General features: G+C 68.7%; 12 protein-coding genes and 2 pseudogenes. 13 read left to right on the top strand and 1 reads right to left on the bottom strand.

The window, feature by feature from the left end; all coding sequences use genetic code 11:
* Positions 1–186: 186 nt before the first annotated feature.
* The 12 genes from STRBO_RS0123230 to STRBO_RS44800 all read left to right on the top strand — a co-directional run bounded on the left by STRBO_RS0123230 (position 187) and on the right by STRBO_RS44800 (position 13,584).
* Entirely contained in the window at positions 187–813 is a 627-nt protein-coding gene (locus STRBO_RS0123230) for an amino acid synthesis family protein (protein ID WP_005476170.1), read from the top strand.
* Positions 810–1,361, top strand: coding sequence for an amino acid synthesis family protein (locus STRBO_RS0123225; protein WP_005476169.1), 552 nt, complete (start codon positions 810–812; stop codon positions 1,359–1,361). Before STRBO_RS0123230 ends, STRBO_RS0123225 begins: the two co-directional genes overlap by 4 nt.
* 11 nt (positions 1,362–1,372) lie before the next feature.
* Positions 1,373–2,104: an alpha/beta fold hydrolase gene (locus STRBO_RS0123220; RefSeq protein WP_005476168.1), complete on the top strand. Its 732-nt coding sequence runs from the start codon at positions 1,373–1,375 to the stop codon at positions 2,102–2,104.
* Entirely contained in the window at positions 2,097–3,593 is a 1,497-nt protein-coding gene (locus STRBO_RS0123215) for an aldehyde dehydrogenase (RefSeq protein WP_005476167.1), read from the top strand. Before STRBO_RS0123220 ends, STRBO_RS0123215 begins: the two co-directional genes overlap by 8 nt.
* A gap of 6 nt (positions 3,594–3,599) precedes the next feature.
* Entirely contained in the window at positions 3,600–3,833 is a 234-nt protein-coding gene (locus STRBO_RS0123210; RefSeq protein ID WP_005476166.1) for a tautomerase family protein, read from the top strand.
* Positions 3,830–4,873 (top strand): LLM class flavin-dependent oxidoreductase, encoded by a 1,044-nt coding sequence (locus STRBO_RS0123205; protein WP_005476165.1) that lies wholly within the window; start codon positions 3,830–3,832, stop codon positions 4,871–4,873. The genes STRBO_RS0123210 and STRBO_RS0123205 overlap by 4 nt, the downstream gene beginning before the upstream one ends.
* 199 nt (positions 4,874–5,072) lie before the next feature.
* Entirely contained in the window at positions 5,073–6,800 is a 1,728-nt protein-coding gene (locus tag STRBO_RS0123200) for a condensation domain-containing protein (protein WP_020114848.1), read from the top strand.
* Positions 6,801–6,887: 87 nt separating this feature from the next.
* Complete coding sequence (locus STRBO_RS44805; protein WP_237547636.1) at positions 6,888–9,206, top strand: LuxR C-terminal-related transcriptional regulator; 2,319 nt, start codon at positions 6,888–6,890, stop codon at positions 9,204–9,206.
* A 488-nt stretch (positions 9,207–9,694) separates the two neighbouring features.
* Positions 9,695–12,148, top strand: coding sequence for an ATP-binding SpoIIE family protein phosphatase (locus STRBO_RS0123190; protein ID WP_005476162.1), 2,454 nt, complete (start codon positions 9,695–9,697; stop codon positions 12,146–12,148).
* A 451-nt stretch (positions 12,149–12,599) separates the two neighbouring features.
* A complete protein-coding gene (locus tag STRBO_RS0123185; RefSeq protein ID WP_334661997.1) occupies positions 12,600–12,980 on the top strand; it encodes a signal peptide protein in 381 nt (126 codons plus the stop codon).
* A 170-nt stretch (positions 12,981–13,150) separates the two neighbouring features.
* Entirely contained in the window at positions 13,151–13,363 is a 213-nt protein-coding gene (locus STRBO_RS0123180) for a hypothetical protein (RefSeq protein WP_005476160.1), read from the top strand.
* Positions 13,360–13,584, top strand: coding sequence for a hypothetical protein (locus STRBO_RS44800; RefSeq protein ID WP_005476159.1), 225 nt, complete (start codon positions 13,360–13,362; stop codon positions 13,582–13,584). The genes STRBO_RS0123180 and STRBO_RS44800 overlap by 4 nt, the downstream gene beginning before the upstream one ends.
* On the opposite strand, the pseudogene STRBO_RS44795 reads toward STRBO_RS44800, so the two are convergent.
* A pseudogene (locus tag STRBO_RS44795) lies at positions 13,571–14,053 on the bottom strand (thioesterase family protein); the annotation flags it as partial. The gene STRBO_RS44800 and the pseudogene STRBO_RS44795 sit on opposite strands and share 14 nt — an antisense overlap.
* 306 nt (positions 14,054–14,359) lie before the next feature.
* On the opposite strand from STRBO_RS44795, the pseudogene STRBO_RS41930 reads away from it, so the two are divergent.
* A pseudogene (locus tag STRBO_RS41930) lies at positions 14,360–14,512 on the top strand (AraC family transcriptional regulator); the annotation flags it as partial.
* Positions 14,513–14,798 lie beyond the last annotated feature (286 nt).

Here is a 14,798-nt window from a genome sequence, read left to right as displayed (position 1 = left end):
AAGGCATGACGTCGATGGAGCGTCAAGGGTTCGAGACGTGTAATCAGGTCACGACTTTCGGCAAACACCATATCCGCAGGTCAAGATCCTATTCACGACCCTGCTGCAGAGGTCGCCGACCTGCTGGGGAACCCTCTCCCTCAACCTCTTGACCGACCCGAGAGAGGGCACTTATCGTCCTGTGCCATGCAAGAGTGGCTGGATCACCCAGACGAGAGCATCGGTCTCCGCAAGCTCGTTCTCTACCGCGACATCGTGCTGACCGAGGCGGGGAAGGCACCCGCGCACCCGACGCGAAGAGCCAGCATCGCCGCGGTCATACGGAACCCGTGGCTGGGCACAGGCCCCTCGGCCGAGCTGTCCGTGGAGCAGAACCGCGTCGCCCCGGTGCTCGCCAGGTTGCTGACGGACCGGCTCGTCGCTTCCCTGGGTGGCGCGGACGAGATCGAGGCGTTCGGAAAGGCCGCCATCGTCGGCGCGGCCGGCGAGATCGAGCACGCCGGGGCCCTCATTCACACCCCGTACTTCGGCAATCTGGTGCGGGAGTTCCTCCAGGGCGAGTCGGTCATCTGCTTCGCCGACACCCGTGCCGAGGCGGGCGAGACCCTGGTAGTACCGCTCTGGCACAAGACGCGGGCCTCGACGCGCAGCCATTACCAGACCATCAGTGCCCGCGTCTCCGACGCCCCACGCGCGGACGAGATCGTCGTCATCGCGGCGGCCTCGACGGGGCCGCGCCCGCATCCCCGGATCGGGGACCGTATGACCGACCCCGTCGTCACCATCGAAACCCTGGAGGTTGTCGCCCCATGAGCATCCGCAAGATCGTGACCATCGTCGAGGAGATCCGCACCGAGGGCGGCCGCCCACTCGCCCGCCCCGCCAGGATCGCGGTCGTCGCGGCGGTGATCGAGAACCCCTGGGCCGGCCAGGGATTCGTCGAGGACCTCGCGCCCGGCATCGACGCGCACGCCTCCGACCTCGGCGCGCTGCTCGCTCCGGCGGCGCTCGACGCGCTGGAGGCCCCTGCGGAGGCGTACGGCAAGGCCGCCATCGTCGGTCTGGACGGCGAGATCGAGCACGGCTCGGCGCTGATCCACACGCTCAAGTTCGGGGACCACTTCCGCAAGGCCGCGAACGCCACAACCCTGCTGCCGGCGGTCGAGAAGCGCGGGCCCGCCGGTGTGGTCTTCGACATCCCGCTGAAACACATCACCGACGCCACGATCCGCTCGCACCACCAAACCGTCGAAGTCAGGCTGAGCGACGCCCCCCATCCGGGCGAGATCGTCATCGCTCTCGCCGCGGCCGCCCAGGGGCGCCCCCAGCAGCGCCTGGCAGCGCTCTCGACCGAGCAGTAGGCAGCGCGTCCATGAGCAAGCCGACCCTGGTTCTGCTGCACGGCGTCGGGCTCGACCACACCATGTGGGAGCCCGCCGCCGCGCTCCTGGCCGACCGTTTCACCGTGGTCGCCCCCGACCTGCCCGGGCACGGCACCCGTCCGCCGGTGAGAGACGGAGTGACCCTCGCCGAGCTGGCCGCCGGGGTGGGCGACGAGATCCCGGCGGGCTCGCACCTGGTCGGATTCTCGCTGGGCGCCCTGGTCGCCCAGCATGTGGCGCTGCACCGTCCGGACCTGGTGGCCACGCTGAGTTCGGTCAGTTCGGTATGCGAACGTACGGCCGCGGAGCGGGCGTCCGTACTCGACCGGCTGCGCACCGCCGAGGCCGACTTCACGGCGAGTGCGGCCGCGTCGCTCAAGCGGTGGTACGACGGCACGGGCGTCGCCCCCGACCTGGTGGCCCGCACCGAGGCCACGCTGCTCGCCAACGACGTCGCTTCCTTCCTCAGCTGCTACCGCGTGTTCGCCACGGCGGACGCCGACCTCGCAGCGGACCTGGGCGCCATCGGCGTACGCGCCCTGGCGGTGACGGGTGAGGACGATCCGGGGTCCACCCCCGAGATGACCCGCCGACTCGCCGCGGCGCTTCCCGACTGCCGTGCACAGGTCATCCCCCAGGCACGCCACATGCTGCCCGTCGAGCGCCCCGAGGCGTTCGTCGAGTGCCTCACCACCTTCATCGGAGAGCGCGCACATGTCTGACATCAACGGCCTCGCCACGTTGCGGCACTTCATCGGCGGAGCATGGGCCGAGCCCGCTTCGGGCGAGTACTTCGAGAGCGGCAACCCGGCCACGGGCGAGGTCCTGTACCGCGCCGCGCGCGGCAACGCCGCCGACATCGACCAGGCCGTGGCCGCCGCACGGAAGGCGTTCGAGGACCCGCGCTGGCGCGACCTCAGCCAGACGCGGCGCGGACATCTGCTTCGGCGCCTGGGCGACCTGATCGCCGAGAACGCCGAGGACCTGGCCCGCATGGAGACGCGTGACAACGGCAAGCTGCTGCGCGAGATGCGCGGCCAGCTCGCCACCCTGCCGGAGTATTACTACTATTACGCCGGACTGGCTGACAAGATCCACGGCGACTTCATCCCCACCTCCGACCGCCAGGTGCTGAACTACACGGCCCGCGAGCCGCTCGGCGTCGTCGGAGCGATCACTCCCTGGAACTCCCCGCTGACGCTGACCAGCAGCAAACTGGCGCCCGCGCTCTGCGCCGGCAACACCGTCGTGATCAAGCCCTCCGAACACACTTCGGCAACGGTGCTCAGGCTCGCCGAACTGGCCCTGGAAGCGGGCTTCCCACCGGGAGCGGTGAACGTCGTCACCGGGTTCGGCGCGGAGGCCGGACAGGCCCTGGTCGACCACCGCGACCTCGCGAAGATCTCCTTCACCGGCAGCACCGCCACCGGGGCACGCATCGCCGCCGCCACGGCTAGCCGCTTCATCGGCTCGACGCTCGAACTCGGCGGCAAGTCGCCCAACATCGTCTTCGAGGACGCGAACATCCCGAACGCGGCGATGGGCGTCGTCGCCGGCATCTTCGCCGCCGCCGGACAGACCTGCATCGCCGGAAGCCGCGTGTTCGCGCACCGTTCCGTCTACGACGAACTCCTCGAACGGGTCACGCAACGCGCCCGGACCATCGTCATCGGCGACCCCTTGGACGAGAAGACCGAGCTCGGCCCACTGGCCTTCGAAGGCCAGCGCGACAAGGTCGCCGGGTACGTCGACCTCGGTCGCGACGAAGGCGCCCGGGTACTGACCGGCGGCCGAGCCACCGACGGCGGCCTCGGCGGGTACTTCTACGAGCCGACCGTCCTCGTGGACGTCGACAACACCATGCGCGTCGTACGCGAGGAGATCTTCGGCCCCGTCCTCGCGGTCATGCCCTTCGACACCGAGGACGAGGTCGTACGTCTGGCCAACGACACCGAGTACGGACTCGCGGCCGGCGTGTGGACGACGAACCTGTCGCGGGCGCACCGGATGGCGGCGCGCCTGGACGCCGGGACGGTGTGGGTCAACACGTACCGCGCCATGTCCCCGATGTCACCGCGCCAGGGTTTCAAGACCAGCGGCGTGGGCGTCGAGCACGGCACGGAGACGATCGTGGAATACACGCGGCTCAAAAGCGTCTGGATCAACACGAGCGAGGAGCCCGTGGCCGACCCCTTCACGATGCGGAGCTGAGCCGGCATGCCACAGGTCGCCATCACCCTCGCCGAGGGCCGCACCCCGGCGCAGATCCGGGAGCTGATCCACGAGGTGCACGCAGCCGTCCTGCGCACCGTACATACCCGGCCGGAGTACATCCGAGTCGTCGTCCACGAGGTCCCCCGGACGCACTGGGCCACCGGTGACGTCACCCTCACCGAGATGGACCCCGCACCGACAGAAGCCGCCGGAACAGGCGCGAAGGAGCAGTCATGAGGTTTTCGCTGTTCGTGCACATGGAGCGCTGGGACGAGGAGGTCAGTCACCGCCAGCTCTTCGAGAACCTCTCCGAGCTGGCTCTGATGGCCGAGGCCGGGGGATTCGGCACCGTGTGGATAGGCGAGCACCACTCCATGGAGTACACGATCTCCCCGAGCCCGATGCCGCTGCTCGCCCACCTCGCCGCGAAGACCTCGACCATCCGCCTGGGTGCCGGGACCGTCATCGCCCCGTTCTGGCACCCGATCCGGGTCGCCGGTGAGTGTGCGCTGCTCGACGTCATCAGCAACGGCCGGATGGAGATCGGACTCGCCCGGGGCGCCTACCAGTTCGAGTTCGACCGGCTGGCGGACGGACTGCCTGCGGCGGACGGTGGAAAGCACCTGCGCGAACTCGTGCCCGCCGTCCGCGCCCTCTGGCAGGGCGACTACGCCCACGACGGCGAGATCTGGCGGTTCCCGACCTCGACCAGCGTGCCCAAGCCGGTTCAGCGGCCCACCCCGCCCATGTGGATCGCCGCCCGCGACCCCGCCTCCCACGACTTCGCGGTGGCCCAGGGCTGCAACGTCATGGTCACCCCGTTGATGAAGGGCGACGAGGAAGTCGCCGATCTCAAGCGGAAGTTCGACACCGCCGTGGCGAACCATCCAGAGGTGCCACGTCCCGACCTGATGGTGCTGCGACACACGCATGTCCACTCCCCGGACGAGCCCGACGGCTGGCGCCCGGCCGCGGAGGCGATCAACCGCTTCTACCGGACCTTCGACGCCTGGTTCGGCAACAAGACCACCCCGCAGAACGGATTCCTGCCGCCCAGCCCTGAATCCAAGTTCGAAGGCCGGCCGGAGTTCCAGCCGGACGCACTGCACAAGACCGCGATGATCGGTACCCCGGCCGAGGTCATCGAGCGGCTGCGCTCCTATGCGGAACTCGGCGTCGACGAGTACAGCTTCTGGATCGACAACAGCATGTCGCACGAGGAGAAGCGCAAGTCCCTGGAGCTGTTCATCAAGGAAGTCATGCCGGCCTTCCAGTGAAGCGGAGCTGTCCGGTGAAGTCGTTGCCAAGGATGAACCCGGATCTCGGTGAACACGAGCCCGCGATCAACACCGATGTTGTACGCGCCTTCCGGGGTGCTCACCGGAACTCCGGCGCTGCCCCGATGTCATGCACCACCCATACACCTGACGACGTGACAGCGTCGATCGGGCAGTTGTCCGGAGGGCTGAGGGAGCCATGAAGCGTAGTGCGAAATTCTCCGGCTGCCAGGAGCGGTATGGAGCGCTCACCCTGGCACAGGTCCAAGTGCTGCTCTGCACGGCTGAGGAAGATCCCGCCGAGATCAACCTGCACACCGTCTTGGAGTTGCCGCCCGGGGTGAGCGTCGAGGGGGTCACGAGGACTCTGGGCGTGCTGATGGAGCGTCACGAGTCACTACGTACCGCCTACTTCGTGGCACCCGAGCCGTATCAGCATGTACGCGGCACCGGGGAGGTGCCGGTGGCAGTTCATGCCGCCGAGGGCGATCCGGCGGCGTGCGCTCATGCGTTGGGCGCGCGGCTACGTGCTGTGCGGTTCGATCCGGCGGTCGACTGGCCGCTGCGTGCGGCCGTGATCACCGCCGACGAGATGCCCGCCTACCTTGTCCTCGCCGTTTCCCACGTGGCTTTCGACGCTGCCGCGCTCGCTCTTGTGCAGCGCGAATGGCTGAGTCTGCTCGCCGGGCAGGAACTGCCCGAAGCGGCCGAGGTGCATCCTGTCGACCTCGCGGTCATCGAGGCCTCACCCAGAGGACGCCGCCGCTCCGCCGACTCACTGCGCTACTGGGAGAGCCAACTGCGCAGCGGTCCGCAGGCGATGCTCACCCTGCCTGCCGCACCTTCGTCCGCCACCTCGCCGTCCGCACCGACCTCTGTACGGCGACTGCGCATCCGGTCGCACAGCGCGGCCGAAGCACTTGGTGTACTCGCTGAGCGCACCGGCACCAGTCGGTCCAAAATCGTGCTCACGGCCCTGTGCGCCCTCACCGCCCACCTCGCCGGACAGCGCAGGGCAGTGGCCGTGACGATCTCCGGGAACCGTCGTCTGCCCGAAGTCAGAAACTATGTGGGCACTGTGGCCCAGGACGCTTTGCTGTCCGTGGACACCAGTGGAACCACCTTTGACGGGCTTGTGAACCGCGTCCGGGAAAGTGCCGAACTCGCCTATGCGAACAGTTGGTTCGATGCTGGAGAGCTGCGGAAAATGCTATGGCGGATAGGATGCGAACGCGGCACCAGCTTCGCGCGCGACTGCGTCTTCAACGACATCAGCCCGCTGGGCCTGGATGATTGGAAGCGGGCCGGCCAAGAAGACCCGCGCGATCCGGCGCAGGAGATCCAACTCGACTGGCTGCCCGCCGAGCCCTATACCCGCGGCCTGGAACTCTGGGCGTTCCGTATGAAGGATGAACTCGACCTCGCCCTGTCGGCAGACCCGTCCCAGCTCCGGTCCGAAGACACGGAGCTGTTCGGCAGGGGAATCGCCGCACTGCTGATCGAGGCCGCGCGGCATGATCTCCCTCTCGGCGAGATCCCGGCCATCACCGGACTCCCAGCCGTGGTCCGAAGCCCGCGATGGCTGATGTCCGACGGATGTTGGATCAACCTGGATGACATGCATGAGCTGGTCGCCACCGCCTTGGCCTCACTGGCGGAACCGAGCCGGCCGGTCTTCCAGGTGATTCCCGAGCCCGACGACCGGTTGGAACATCGCCTCGTGTGCTACCTGACCGGCGTGAGCGCTGCGTGGTCGACAGCCGAACTGACACAACTGCACAGCGCCTGCGTCCACGCTCTGCACGGCCGTCGCTCAGCGATGGCCCCGCACCACTATGTGGTGTGCGACGGTGCACCGGCCAACCCGGCCGACACAGCCGCATGGCGCGAGCAGCCGGTACTTCTCACCACTACCGGACGGGGATGATGCAGGACGGTTCAGAGTTCGGGGGAAACCTTGAGGTAGTTTAGAGATTCCATTTGTAGTATTAAGAACGATTTGAGGAACAGCCTCATGGCCGGTGACACTCGGGCGCATCCAGGTAATTTGCCCGCCGACCTGACCAGCACGGTCGGACGGCGGAAGGAGACGGCCGAAGTCCTGCGGTTGCTGTCGGGCTCACGGCTGGTGACCGTGGTCGGAACCGGTGGGGTCGGCAAGAGCCGGCTCGCTCTGCACGTCGCCCGCCATGTACAGGCGACACTTCCCGACGGTGCCTGGCTGGTGGACCTCGCCGAGGTGATCGAGGAGGACCTTCTCGCGCTGAAGGTTTTGTCCACGTTGCCCATGGCCATGCGCGCCGGAACGGGTACCGCCGGATTGGTCGACAGTATCGGCGACCGATCTTTGCTGCTCCTTCTCGACAATTGCGAACACATAATTGATGTCTGTGCGAAGCTGGCGCCCGATCTGCTGCGCGCTTGCCCGAATCTGCGCATACTCGTCACCAGTCGCGAGCCCCTGCGCATCGACGGGGAAAGCGTGTTCCTCACCCCACCGCTGTCCGTACCGGAAGAGGGTCAGCACCGGACGAAAGAGGCCGCCGACCGGTACGACGCCGTTCGTCTCTTCCTCAGCCGGGCCTCGGCGGCCGACCCCCAGTTCTCTCTCACCCCCGACAACCAGGAAGCGGTCCTCGCCCTGTGCCGACGGCTGGACGGGCTGCCACTGGCCATCGAACTCGCCGCCGCCCGCACGCGCAGCATGCCCGTCCCCGAGATCCTCAAGCGACTGGAGGACCGGTTCGGGGTCCTCACCTCCGGCAGCCGCACCGCACCGCCACGGCACCGTACCCTGCTCGCAACGGTGGACCACAGCCATGAGCAGTGCTCCGAGGCCGCGCGCGTGCTGTGGGCCCGGATGTCGGTGTTCGCGGGCGGCGCCGGCCTGGACGCCGTCGAGCGGGTGGGCACCGAAGGTGAACTGCTGTCCGACGAGGTGCACCATGCGCTGAACGAACTCGTCGAAAAATCGATCGTGCGCTTCGACAACACGCGCTACCACATGCTGGAAACGCTCCACCAGTACGGGCTCCGTCGTCTGAGGGCGAGCGGTGGGGAACACGCCGCACGAAAGGCGCACCGCGACTACTTCGCCGGCCTCGCGGCCCGGATGGAAGCGGGTTGGTTCGGAGCCGATCAAACCGCGCTGCTGTGTGCCGTACTGACCGATCTGCCCAACATCCGAGTCGCCCTGAAGTTCTGCCTCACCGAGCCCGGCGAGGCCCGCGCGGGCCTCCGCATGGCCGCCGACCTGGGAATTGCCTGGTTCATCGGTGGGCTTCACCACGAAGCGCGGCACTGGATCGACCGGCTCCTGGCCGCCGACCCCGAGCCCAGCCGGGAACGCGTAGGCGCTCTGTGGGTCAACGGCCACTTCACCGTACTCGGCGGCGCCATCCCCGCCGGACTGCTGATACTGGACGAGTGCTATGACCTGGCCAAGCGGTTCGACGACGATGCCGCCATCGCCAACGTGACGTTCAGTCGTGGCATCGCCCACCTCTTCCAGGGGAACCTCGAGGCTGCCGTGGCCTGCTTCGAGGAAGCGGTACGACGGGAACGCCAGGCCACCGGCTCCACCCCACACCTCGCCCACTCACAGGTGTTCCTGGGGATGGCGTGGTGCTGCATCGGCCGACCCGACCGCGCCGTCCCGGTCCTTGAGGAGGCCTACGGTCACTGTCGTGCCCACGGTGAGAAGTGGCTGCTGTCCTGGGCCGTCATGCATCTGGGCCACGCCGCGCTCCTCCAGCACCGGCACGCAGATGCGATGGCACTGCTGAGCGAGGCACTCACCCGCAAATCCGACCTTGATGACATGTTCGGGATATGCATCGCCCTGGACTTCCTCGGCTTGGCCGAGGCGGATCGCGGCGACGCGGAACGCGCCACGCGGCTCATGAGCGCGGCAACCGCCCTCGGTGAGGCGTTCAACATTCCCCACCGCTTCGAGGCGTGGATCGCCCGTAGCGCCCAGTACCTTGATCAGGCCCGGGAGAGCCTCGGCCCGAGTGCCTACAACAAGGCACTGAAGGACGGGCGCCGTCTCAGCAAGGACCAAGCCGTCGCCTATGCACTCCGCAAGGAACCGGATCCCAGCCAGGCAGGGAACGGGGCCCTGCCACTCACCCCCCGCGAACGGGAAGTGGCAGGCCTGCTGACCAAGGGGAAGACCAACAAGGAGATCGCGACCGAGCTCTTCATCACACGACGTACCGTCGACACACATGTCGAGAACATCCTGAACAAACTCGGCTTCACCTCCCGAACTCAGGTCGCCGCGCTGTTGGGCGCCCGCGAGACGGGACAACTTCTTGCGATACAGCAGTAGCACGGTGTTGTTGACCTGCGTAAACGGCGCCGCACTCGGCTTGCGTCACACAGCGACCAGAAGCGGGCAGCGAATCGGCCAGATGCGACCAGGTCAGTACGCCTGTTTCCCGTTCGGAAGGAGAGAACTTCCGGGGCGACAAACGCATCGGATCCGGGGGTGGGTCCAAGAAGCTGCGGCTGCCGTTCGGTGATCTGCCAGACCACTGGCCCTGCACGGAACGGTCACCACCGCGCTCGCCAGGCTTGGGCCCTTCCCGACACGGCAACGGTGCACATCAGGCCGGCCGGCCCGTGCAGTCCTCGACCTGTCCCGGGACAGGGTCGGCACGCCCGGACTCGGCTTCATACGACCGTCAGTGGGAGCCTCTCCCGCGCTCACTGGATGCCGTCGGTGGGCGGCGTAGCAATAATGGATATCCGGTGGGGCGACGCGCGGTGCTCCGCCCGGCCGAAGGCCCCTACGCCCCAGGTGCAAGTGAGGCGGCGATGGAACAGCGATGGACTCGCAGCGCCGAACACCCGGACCTGCCTGCCGACGCGTTCGGCGACGGTGGCTCGGCGCGGGCCGTAGTCGATGGGCGGGGCATCGTGACGGGTTGGAACGAAGGCGCCCGCCAGTTGCTGGGCTATCCGCCGGACGACATCGTCGGCACGCCCGCCGCACGTCTGCTCGATGAAGAACTCCCCTCGGAGACGCTGCACGAGATCCAGGCACTGTGGAGGTGGAGCGGCCGGGTGCGGCTGCGCCACCGGGACGGGCATCCGGTGGAGGCCGGTCTGCTCGTTCACCGTCGGGCGATGACGGATACGGGCCGGGACCGGCTTGTGATCTGTTCCCTAGCCGGGGCCGCGACCCCGCAGGACAAGGCGCTCGAGGAGTGGATGCACAAGCAGTCGCCCAGCTGCGCGACGATTGTGTTCGACACGCGTCTGCGCGTGCGCGGGGCCAGCAACTTCGCGGAGAACGCGCTGGGCCTCACCGAGACCGAGATGCGCGGGTTGCGGTTCTCGGAGTGCGACCTCCATTCGGAAGTCGCACGGCTGGAGCGGGCCGTGCGCCTGGCGCTGGAAAGCCAGGAGCCGCAGCATGTGGAGACCTACGCGAAGACCCCCGGCGAGAGCCGGGAGCATGCCTGGTCCCACGTCGCGTATCCGGTGCGGGACGAGGGCGGCGCCGTATGCGGCATGGCGTTGGCCAGCCACGACATAACGGAGCAGTACTGGGCGCGCAAGCGGCTGCAGCTGCTCAACGACGCCACCGCCCGGATCAGCAGCAGCCTCGATGTGGCGCGCACAGCGCAAGAGCTGGCTGAGGTGGCCGTGCCGGAGTTCGCCGACTTCGCCACCGTTGATCTGCTCCCCGATCCAGCCCCCGGCCCGGTGCCCGCATCCGCCAGACCGGGCGCTGTCCGCCTGCGCCGTGTGGCCCACCAGTCCGTACTCCCGGGCACTCCTGAGGCGGTCGTCCCCCTCGGCGAGGTGGACGTCTACGCCGCCGACTCCCCGACTGCCGAGTGCCTCGCCACAGGCCGGGCCGTGCTCCATGCGAAGTTCGATCCGTCGGACATCGACTGGTCGGTGGGGCACCCGCGCCGAGAAGCCGCGGTACGCGCGCTGCGAATGCACTCCGTCATGGCCGTGCCTCTGCGTGCGCGCGGCACCACTTTCGGCATCGCCGTTTTCGTCCGCCATCAGCGGCAGGAGTCCTTCAGCGAGGACGATCTGCTGCTTGCCGAGGAGATCACCGGCCGGGCCGCCGTGTTCATCGACAACGCCCGCCGGTACACGCACGAGCGCGACATGGCGGCAGCACTCCAGCAGACCCTGCTGCCGCAACAGCTGCCGCGGCAGCAGGCCGTGGAGGTCGCCTCCCGGTACCTGCCTGCCAGTGCACTCGCCGGAGTGGGCGGCGACTGGTTCGACGTCATCGAGTTGTCGAGCGCACGGGTCGCCCTGGTCGTCGGCGACGTGGTCGGGCACGGCATCCAAGCGGCGGCCGCCATGGGCCGGTTGCGCACCGCCGTGCGCACGCTGGCCGATGTCGACCTGGCGCCCGACGAACTGCTCACCCGCCTCGACGATCTCGTCATCCGGCTGGCGGCAGAGGCGGGCACCGGCAGCATGTCGCAGACCGACCCGGCCGTCGAGACCGCTGGGGGGTTCGGCGCCACCTGCCTGTACGCCGTCTACGACCCGGTCTCACGAACGTGCGTACTGGCCAGCGCCGGTCATCCCCTGCCCGCCCTGATCCGAGGCCACACCGTGGACCTGCTGGAGGCGCCCGTCGGCCCTCCGCTGGGCCTGGGCGGCCTGCCGTTCGAGGCCACCTCGATCGCGCTGCCCGAAGGAAGCATCCTCGCTCTCTACACCGACGGCCTGATCGGATCCCGCCACCTGGACATCGACCAGGGGCTGGCACGGCTGCGCAAAGCACTCGGCCGTCCTGCGGCCGACCTGGACGTCCTTTGCGACACAGTGATCGGCGCGTTGCCGCCCGAGGACCGTGCTGACGACATAGCCCTGCTCCTCGCCCGCACCCACGCTCTCGACGCCCGGCACGTCGCCGCCTGGGACCTGCCCGCCGATCCGGCAATCGTGGCCCAGGCCCGCCAGCTCGTCGCCGCCCAGCTCGCCGCCTGGGCCCTGACGGAGGCATCATTCGTCACCGAAGTCGTGGTCAGCGAACTGGTCACCAACGCCATCCGTCACGCCGCCCCGCCCATCAAGCTACGGCTGATCTACGACCACCACCTCATCTGCGAGGTCTCCGACGCCAGCAACACCGCCCCCCACCTGCGCCGGGCCCACACCTACGACGAGGGCGGCCGCGGCCTGCTGCTGGTAGCCCAGATGACCCGCAGGTGGGGCACCCGCCACGCCGACGGCGGGAAGACCATCTGGGCGGAACAGATCCTCGACGTACCCCAGCCCGGCATCTGAGTCTCGGACGTCATGCGGTGAGGAGGGAGGCCGCCCGCACGGTCTGCGGGTATGCACGACGATGACGAGATGAGGCTCGGCGACCGGTAAGCCGCCGGGTCAGGGGATCCGTAAGCGGATCCGTAAAACCACCGATGGCATCGCGTCGGCCCCCGCGGCGACTCTGTTACCCAGCAGGAGCCCGCATACCTCCGCCCTGGCGTGCGGAAGGGTCGGGCGATCCGCCGACTCCTATGCTGCACAGCTTTGCCCCAGCGAACCCGAAGGATCAACGATCGTGCCGTCGAAGAGCACTTGTCGCAAGCTCGCCTCCGTGACTCTCCTCGTAGGGATCTCCGGCCTGGCCACCTCAGGGGCCGCCACGGCGACCCCCCAGCCAGCGCCCGCGGCCGCGGCCGCGTCAGTCTCTTCGCAGACGCAGACGCAGACGCAGACGCGGACACAGGTGCAGGTGCAGCCGCCCGTCTCACCCACCGGCTTCGTCGACCTGCGTACGAGACCCCTCCCGGCCGACACCAGGCAGCACACATTCACGGTCACCTACCGCAACGACGCCGCCACGGACCGGACGGTAGCCCCACAGCTCCTGGTGGTCTCGCCGGACACGGGCCCGTTCCTGTCCCCCTCGGACATCACTCTGGAGCATCGCCAGACGGACGGCTGCTGGGAAGCCGTCGAGGTCGGCACCCAGACCGGCACCCTGTTCACCGACCTCTCGACCGCCCGACGCACCCTGCACCCGGGCCAGACCCTGACCGAGGTCTACCGCCTCACCGTCGCCACCCCACACGCCAAGAGCACGGTCGCACCCAGAGTGGCCCTCTACGACTGAACCAGTCCCCGAAGCCCGATTCTCACGAGGAAGGCGAGCACTGTTTCTGCGGGACGCGAATGCCCGGCCGGGTGCACGTGCGCCGACGCCGGCGACGGGTTCGTTCCGCTCACTCACCCTGCCGACTGGCCCCGCGCCACCGAGACACAGCAGCCGAAGGAGGGCTGACCGTGGCCGAGCACCCGTACCCCGTCGGTACCCGCGTCCGCCAGTACGGCCGCCAGTGGGCAACGGCGCGCTCCGGTACGGCCACCGTCCGCGAGGTCAAGGGCCCGTGGCCGGGCAGGTTCCTTCGAGTAACGGGTCACGGCGACGATCCGCGCGGTGGAACGCCCGTCGTGACGCAGTTCGTGGCCGCCCTGACCGTACGGCGGCCGAAGTGAGTGGCCCGCCCGCCTGGATCGTGTGGGCGCTGGCCGCCTCCGTAGCCGCCATCCCCGTGTGCCTGATCGGGGCCCTGGTGTCCGCGCTCATCGACCGCTACGCCGACGTCGGCCCGATCAAGCACACCCCTCACTCTCACCCGCGCCGCCCTGCCGAGGCAGCGACCGAAGCGACCCACACCTCCAGCCCCGGTATCGGCCCGGTCGCGGCCGAACCATGAGGGTCTGCTGGCGTGTCGACGCGCCCGTCGACACGCCAGCAGGACGGTGCTGGTCAGCCCCTGCCCGGAGGGCCCGACGGTGACGGTGGTGTCCAGTCCCGTCCACGGACCGCGCGGCGGTCGGTGAAGATGGACGGTCAGATCGACGCTGGGGAACACCCACGCGCTGGGCAGCTGCCGGACGGCGATCCTGTTGACGGGGTCGACGAGGGCGAGATACGACGCGAGCGGGCTGGCTGGGACGCCGACCACGAGACCGAGCGGTGTGGGACCCAGGCGGTCGTACGGCGCGGTCGCGGCGGTGCGCGACCAGGCGGACGTCCAAGGAGGCGATGTAGCCGCCGGGCCAGACCTCGGGCGTCGCCCACGAGTCGAACCGCTCCGGCGCGGTGAGGCGCTCCTCCGGTCCTCCCTCGACCGAGCTGGAGTCGAGCGTGGCCAGGAGATCGGCGCGATACGCGCTCACAGGCTCGACGGAGGAACACGTCCATGACATCCGGCCGAGCAGCGGCTCCTGCGAGTGGCCAAGCGCGATCAGAGGCCCGGCCGTCGTCGCGTGATTTGGACGAGAGGCCGCAAGGCCGTCTTCGGCGCTATCGGCTTCGGCTCGGTCATCATCGCCATTGGGGTTCGTCGGCTCTTACGAGGCCGCCGTGCGCCGCCTCGTCGAAGAAAAGACGTTCCGCTGGTTCACTCAGGCCTCTCCGTCGACCTGACCCTTACCTCATCGTCCGCGATGGGTCTGGCGGCAGCGGCGGAGTACGACCAGCGCATGGAGCCCGACCCCCAGGCGGACCTCGCCATGGCCCTGGTCACCCGGATCCGTACCGACCGCACCATCCGCCGCGTCACCGACTTCGCGCGCGCCGAGGGCCTGTCCGTACGGCTCCTGCAGCGCCTGTTCTCCGCTTACGTGGGACATCCGCCGCCGCCGATCGAGCGCGAGGTCTTCGGGGCGCGCCTGCCGACGGGCTGGCGATCAGGGTGCCTCCCCGATTTCTCAGTGCCCGCGATGGACTACTGACCAGTTCCCCCGGATCCGGACTCGGCCCCCGGCCGACGACATCCCCCACCGACAGTCTCAGGCTGCCTCGCCTGACACTCCCCCGTTGCAGTCCTGGGCCGCCCCGTGCGCCCAAGCGGGCGGGCCCGACTGGGACCATCCGCCTGGTGTATGGCTCGATGTCACGGAGGAAGGCGTCCAGGTCCTCCGC

Source organism: Streptomyces bottropensis ATCC 25435 (assembly GCF_000383595.1).
GTDB lineage: Bacteria > Actinomycetota > Actinomycetes > Streptomycetales > Streptomycetaceae > Streptomyces > Streptomyces bottropensis.
This window is presented reverse-complemented; position numbering and strand designations above follow the sequence as displayed.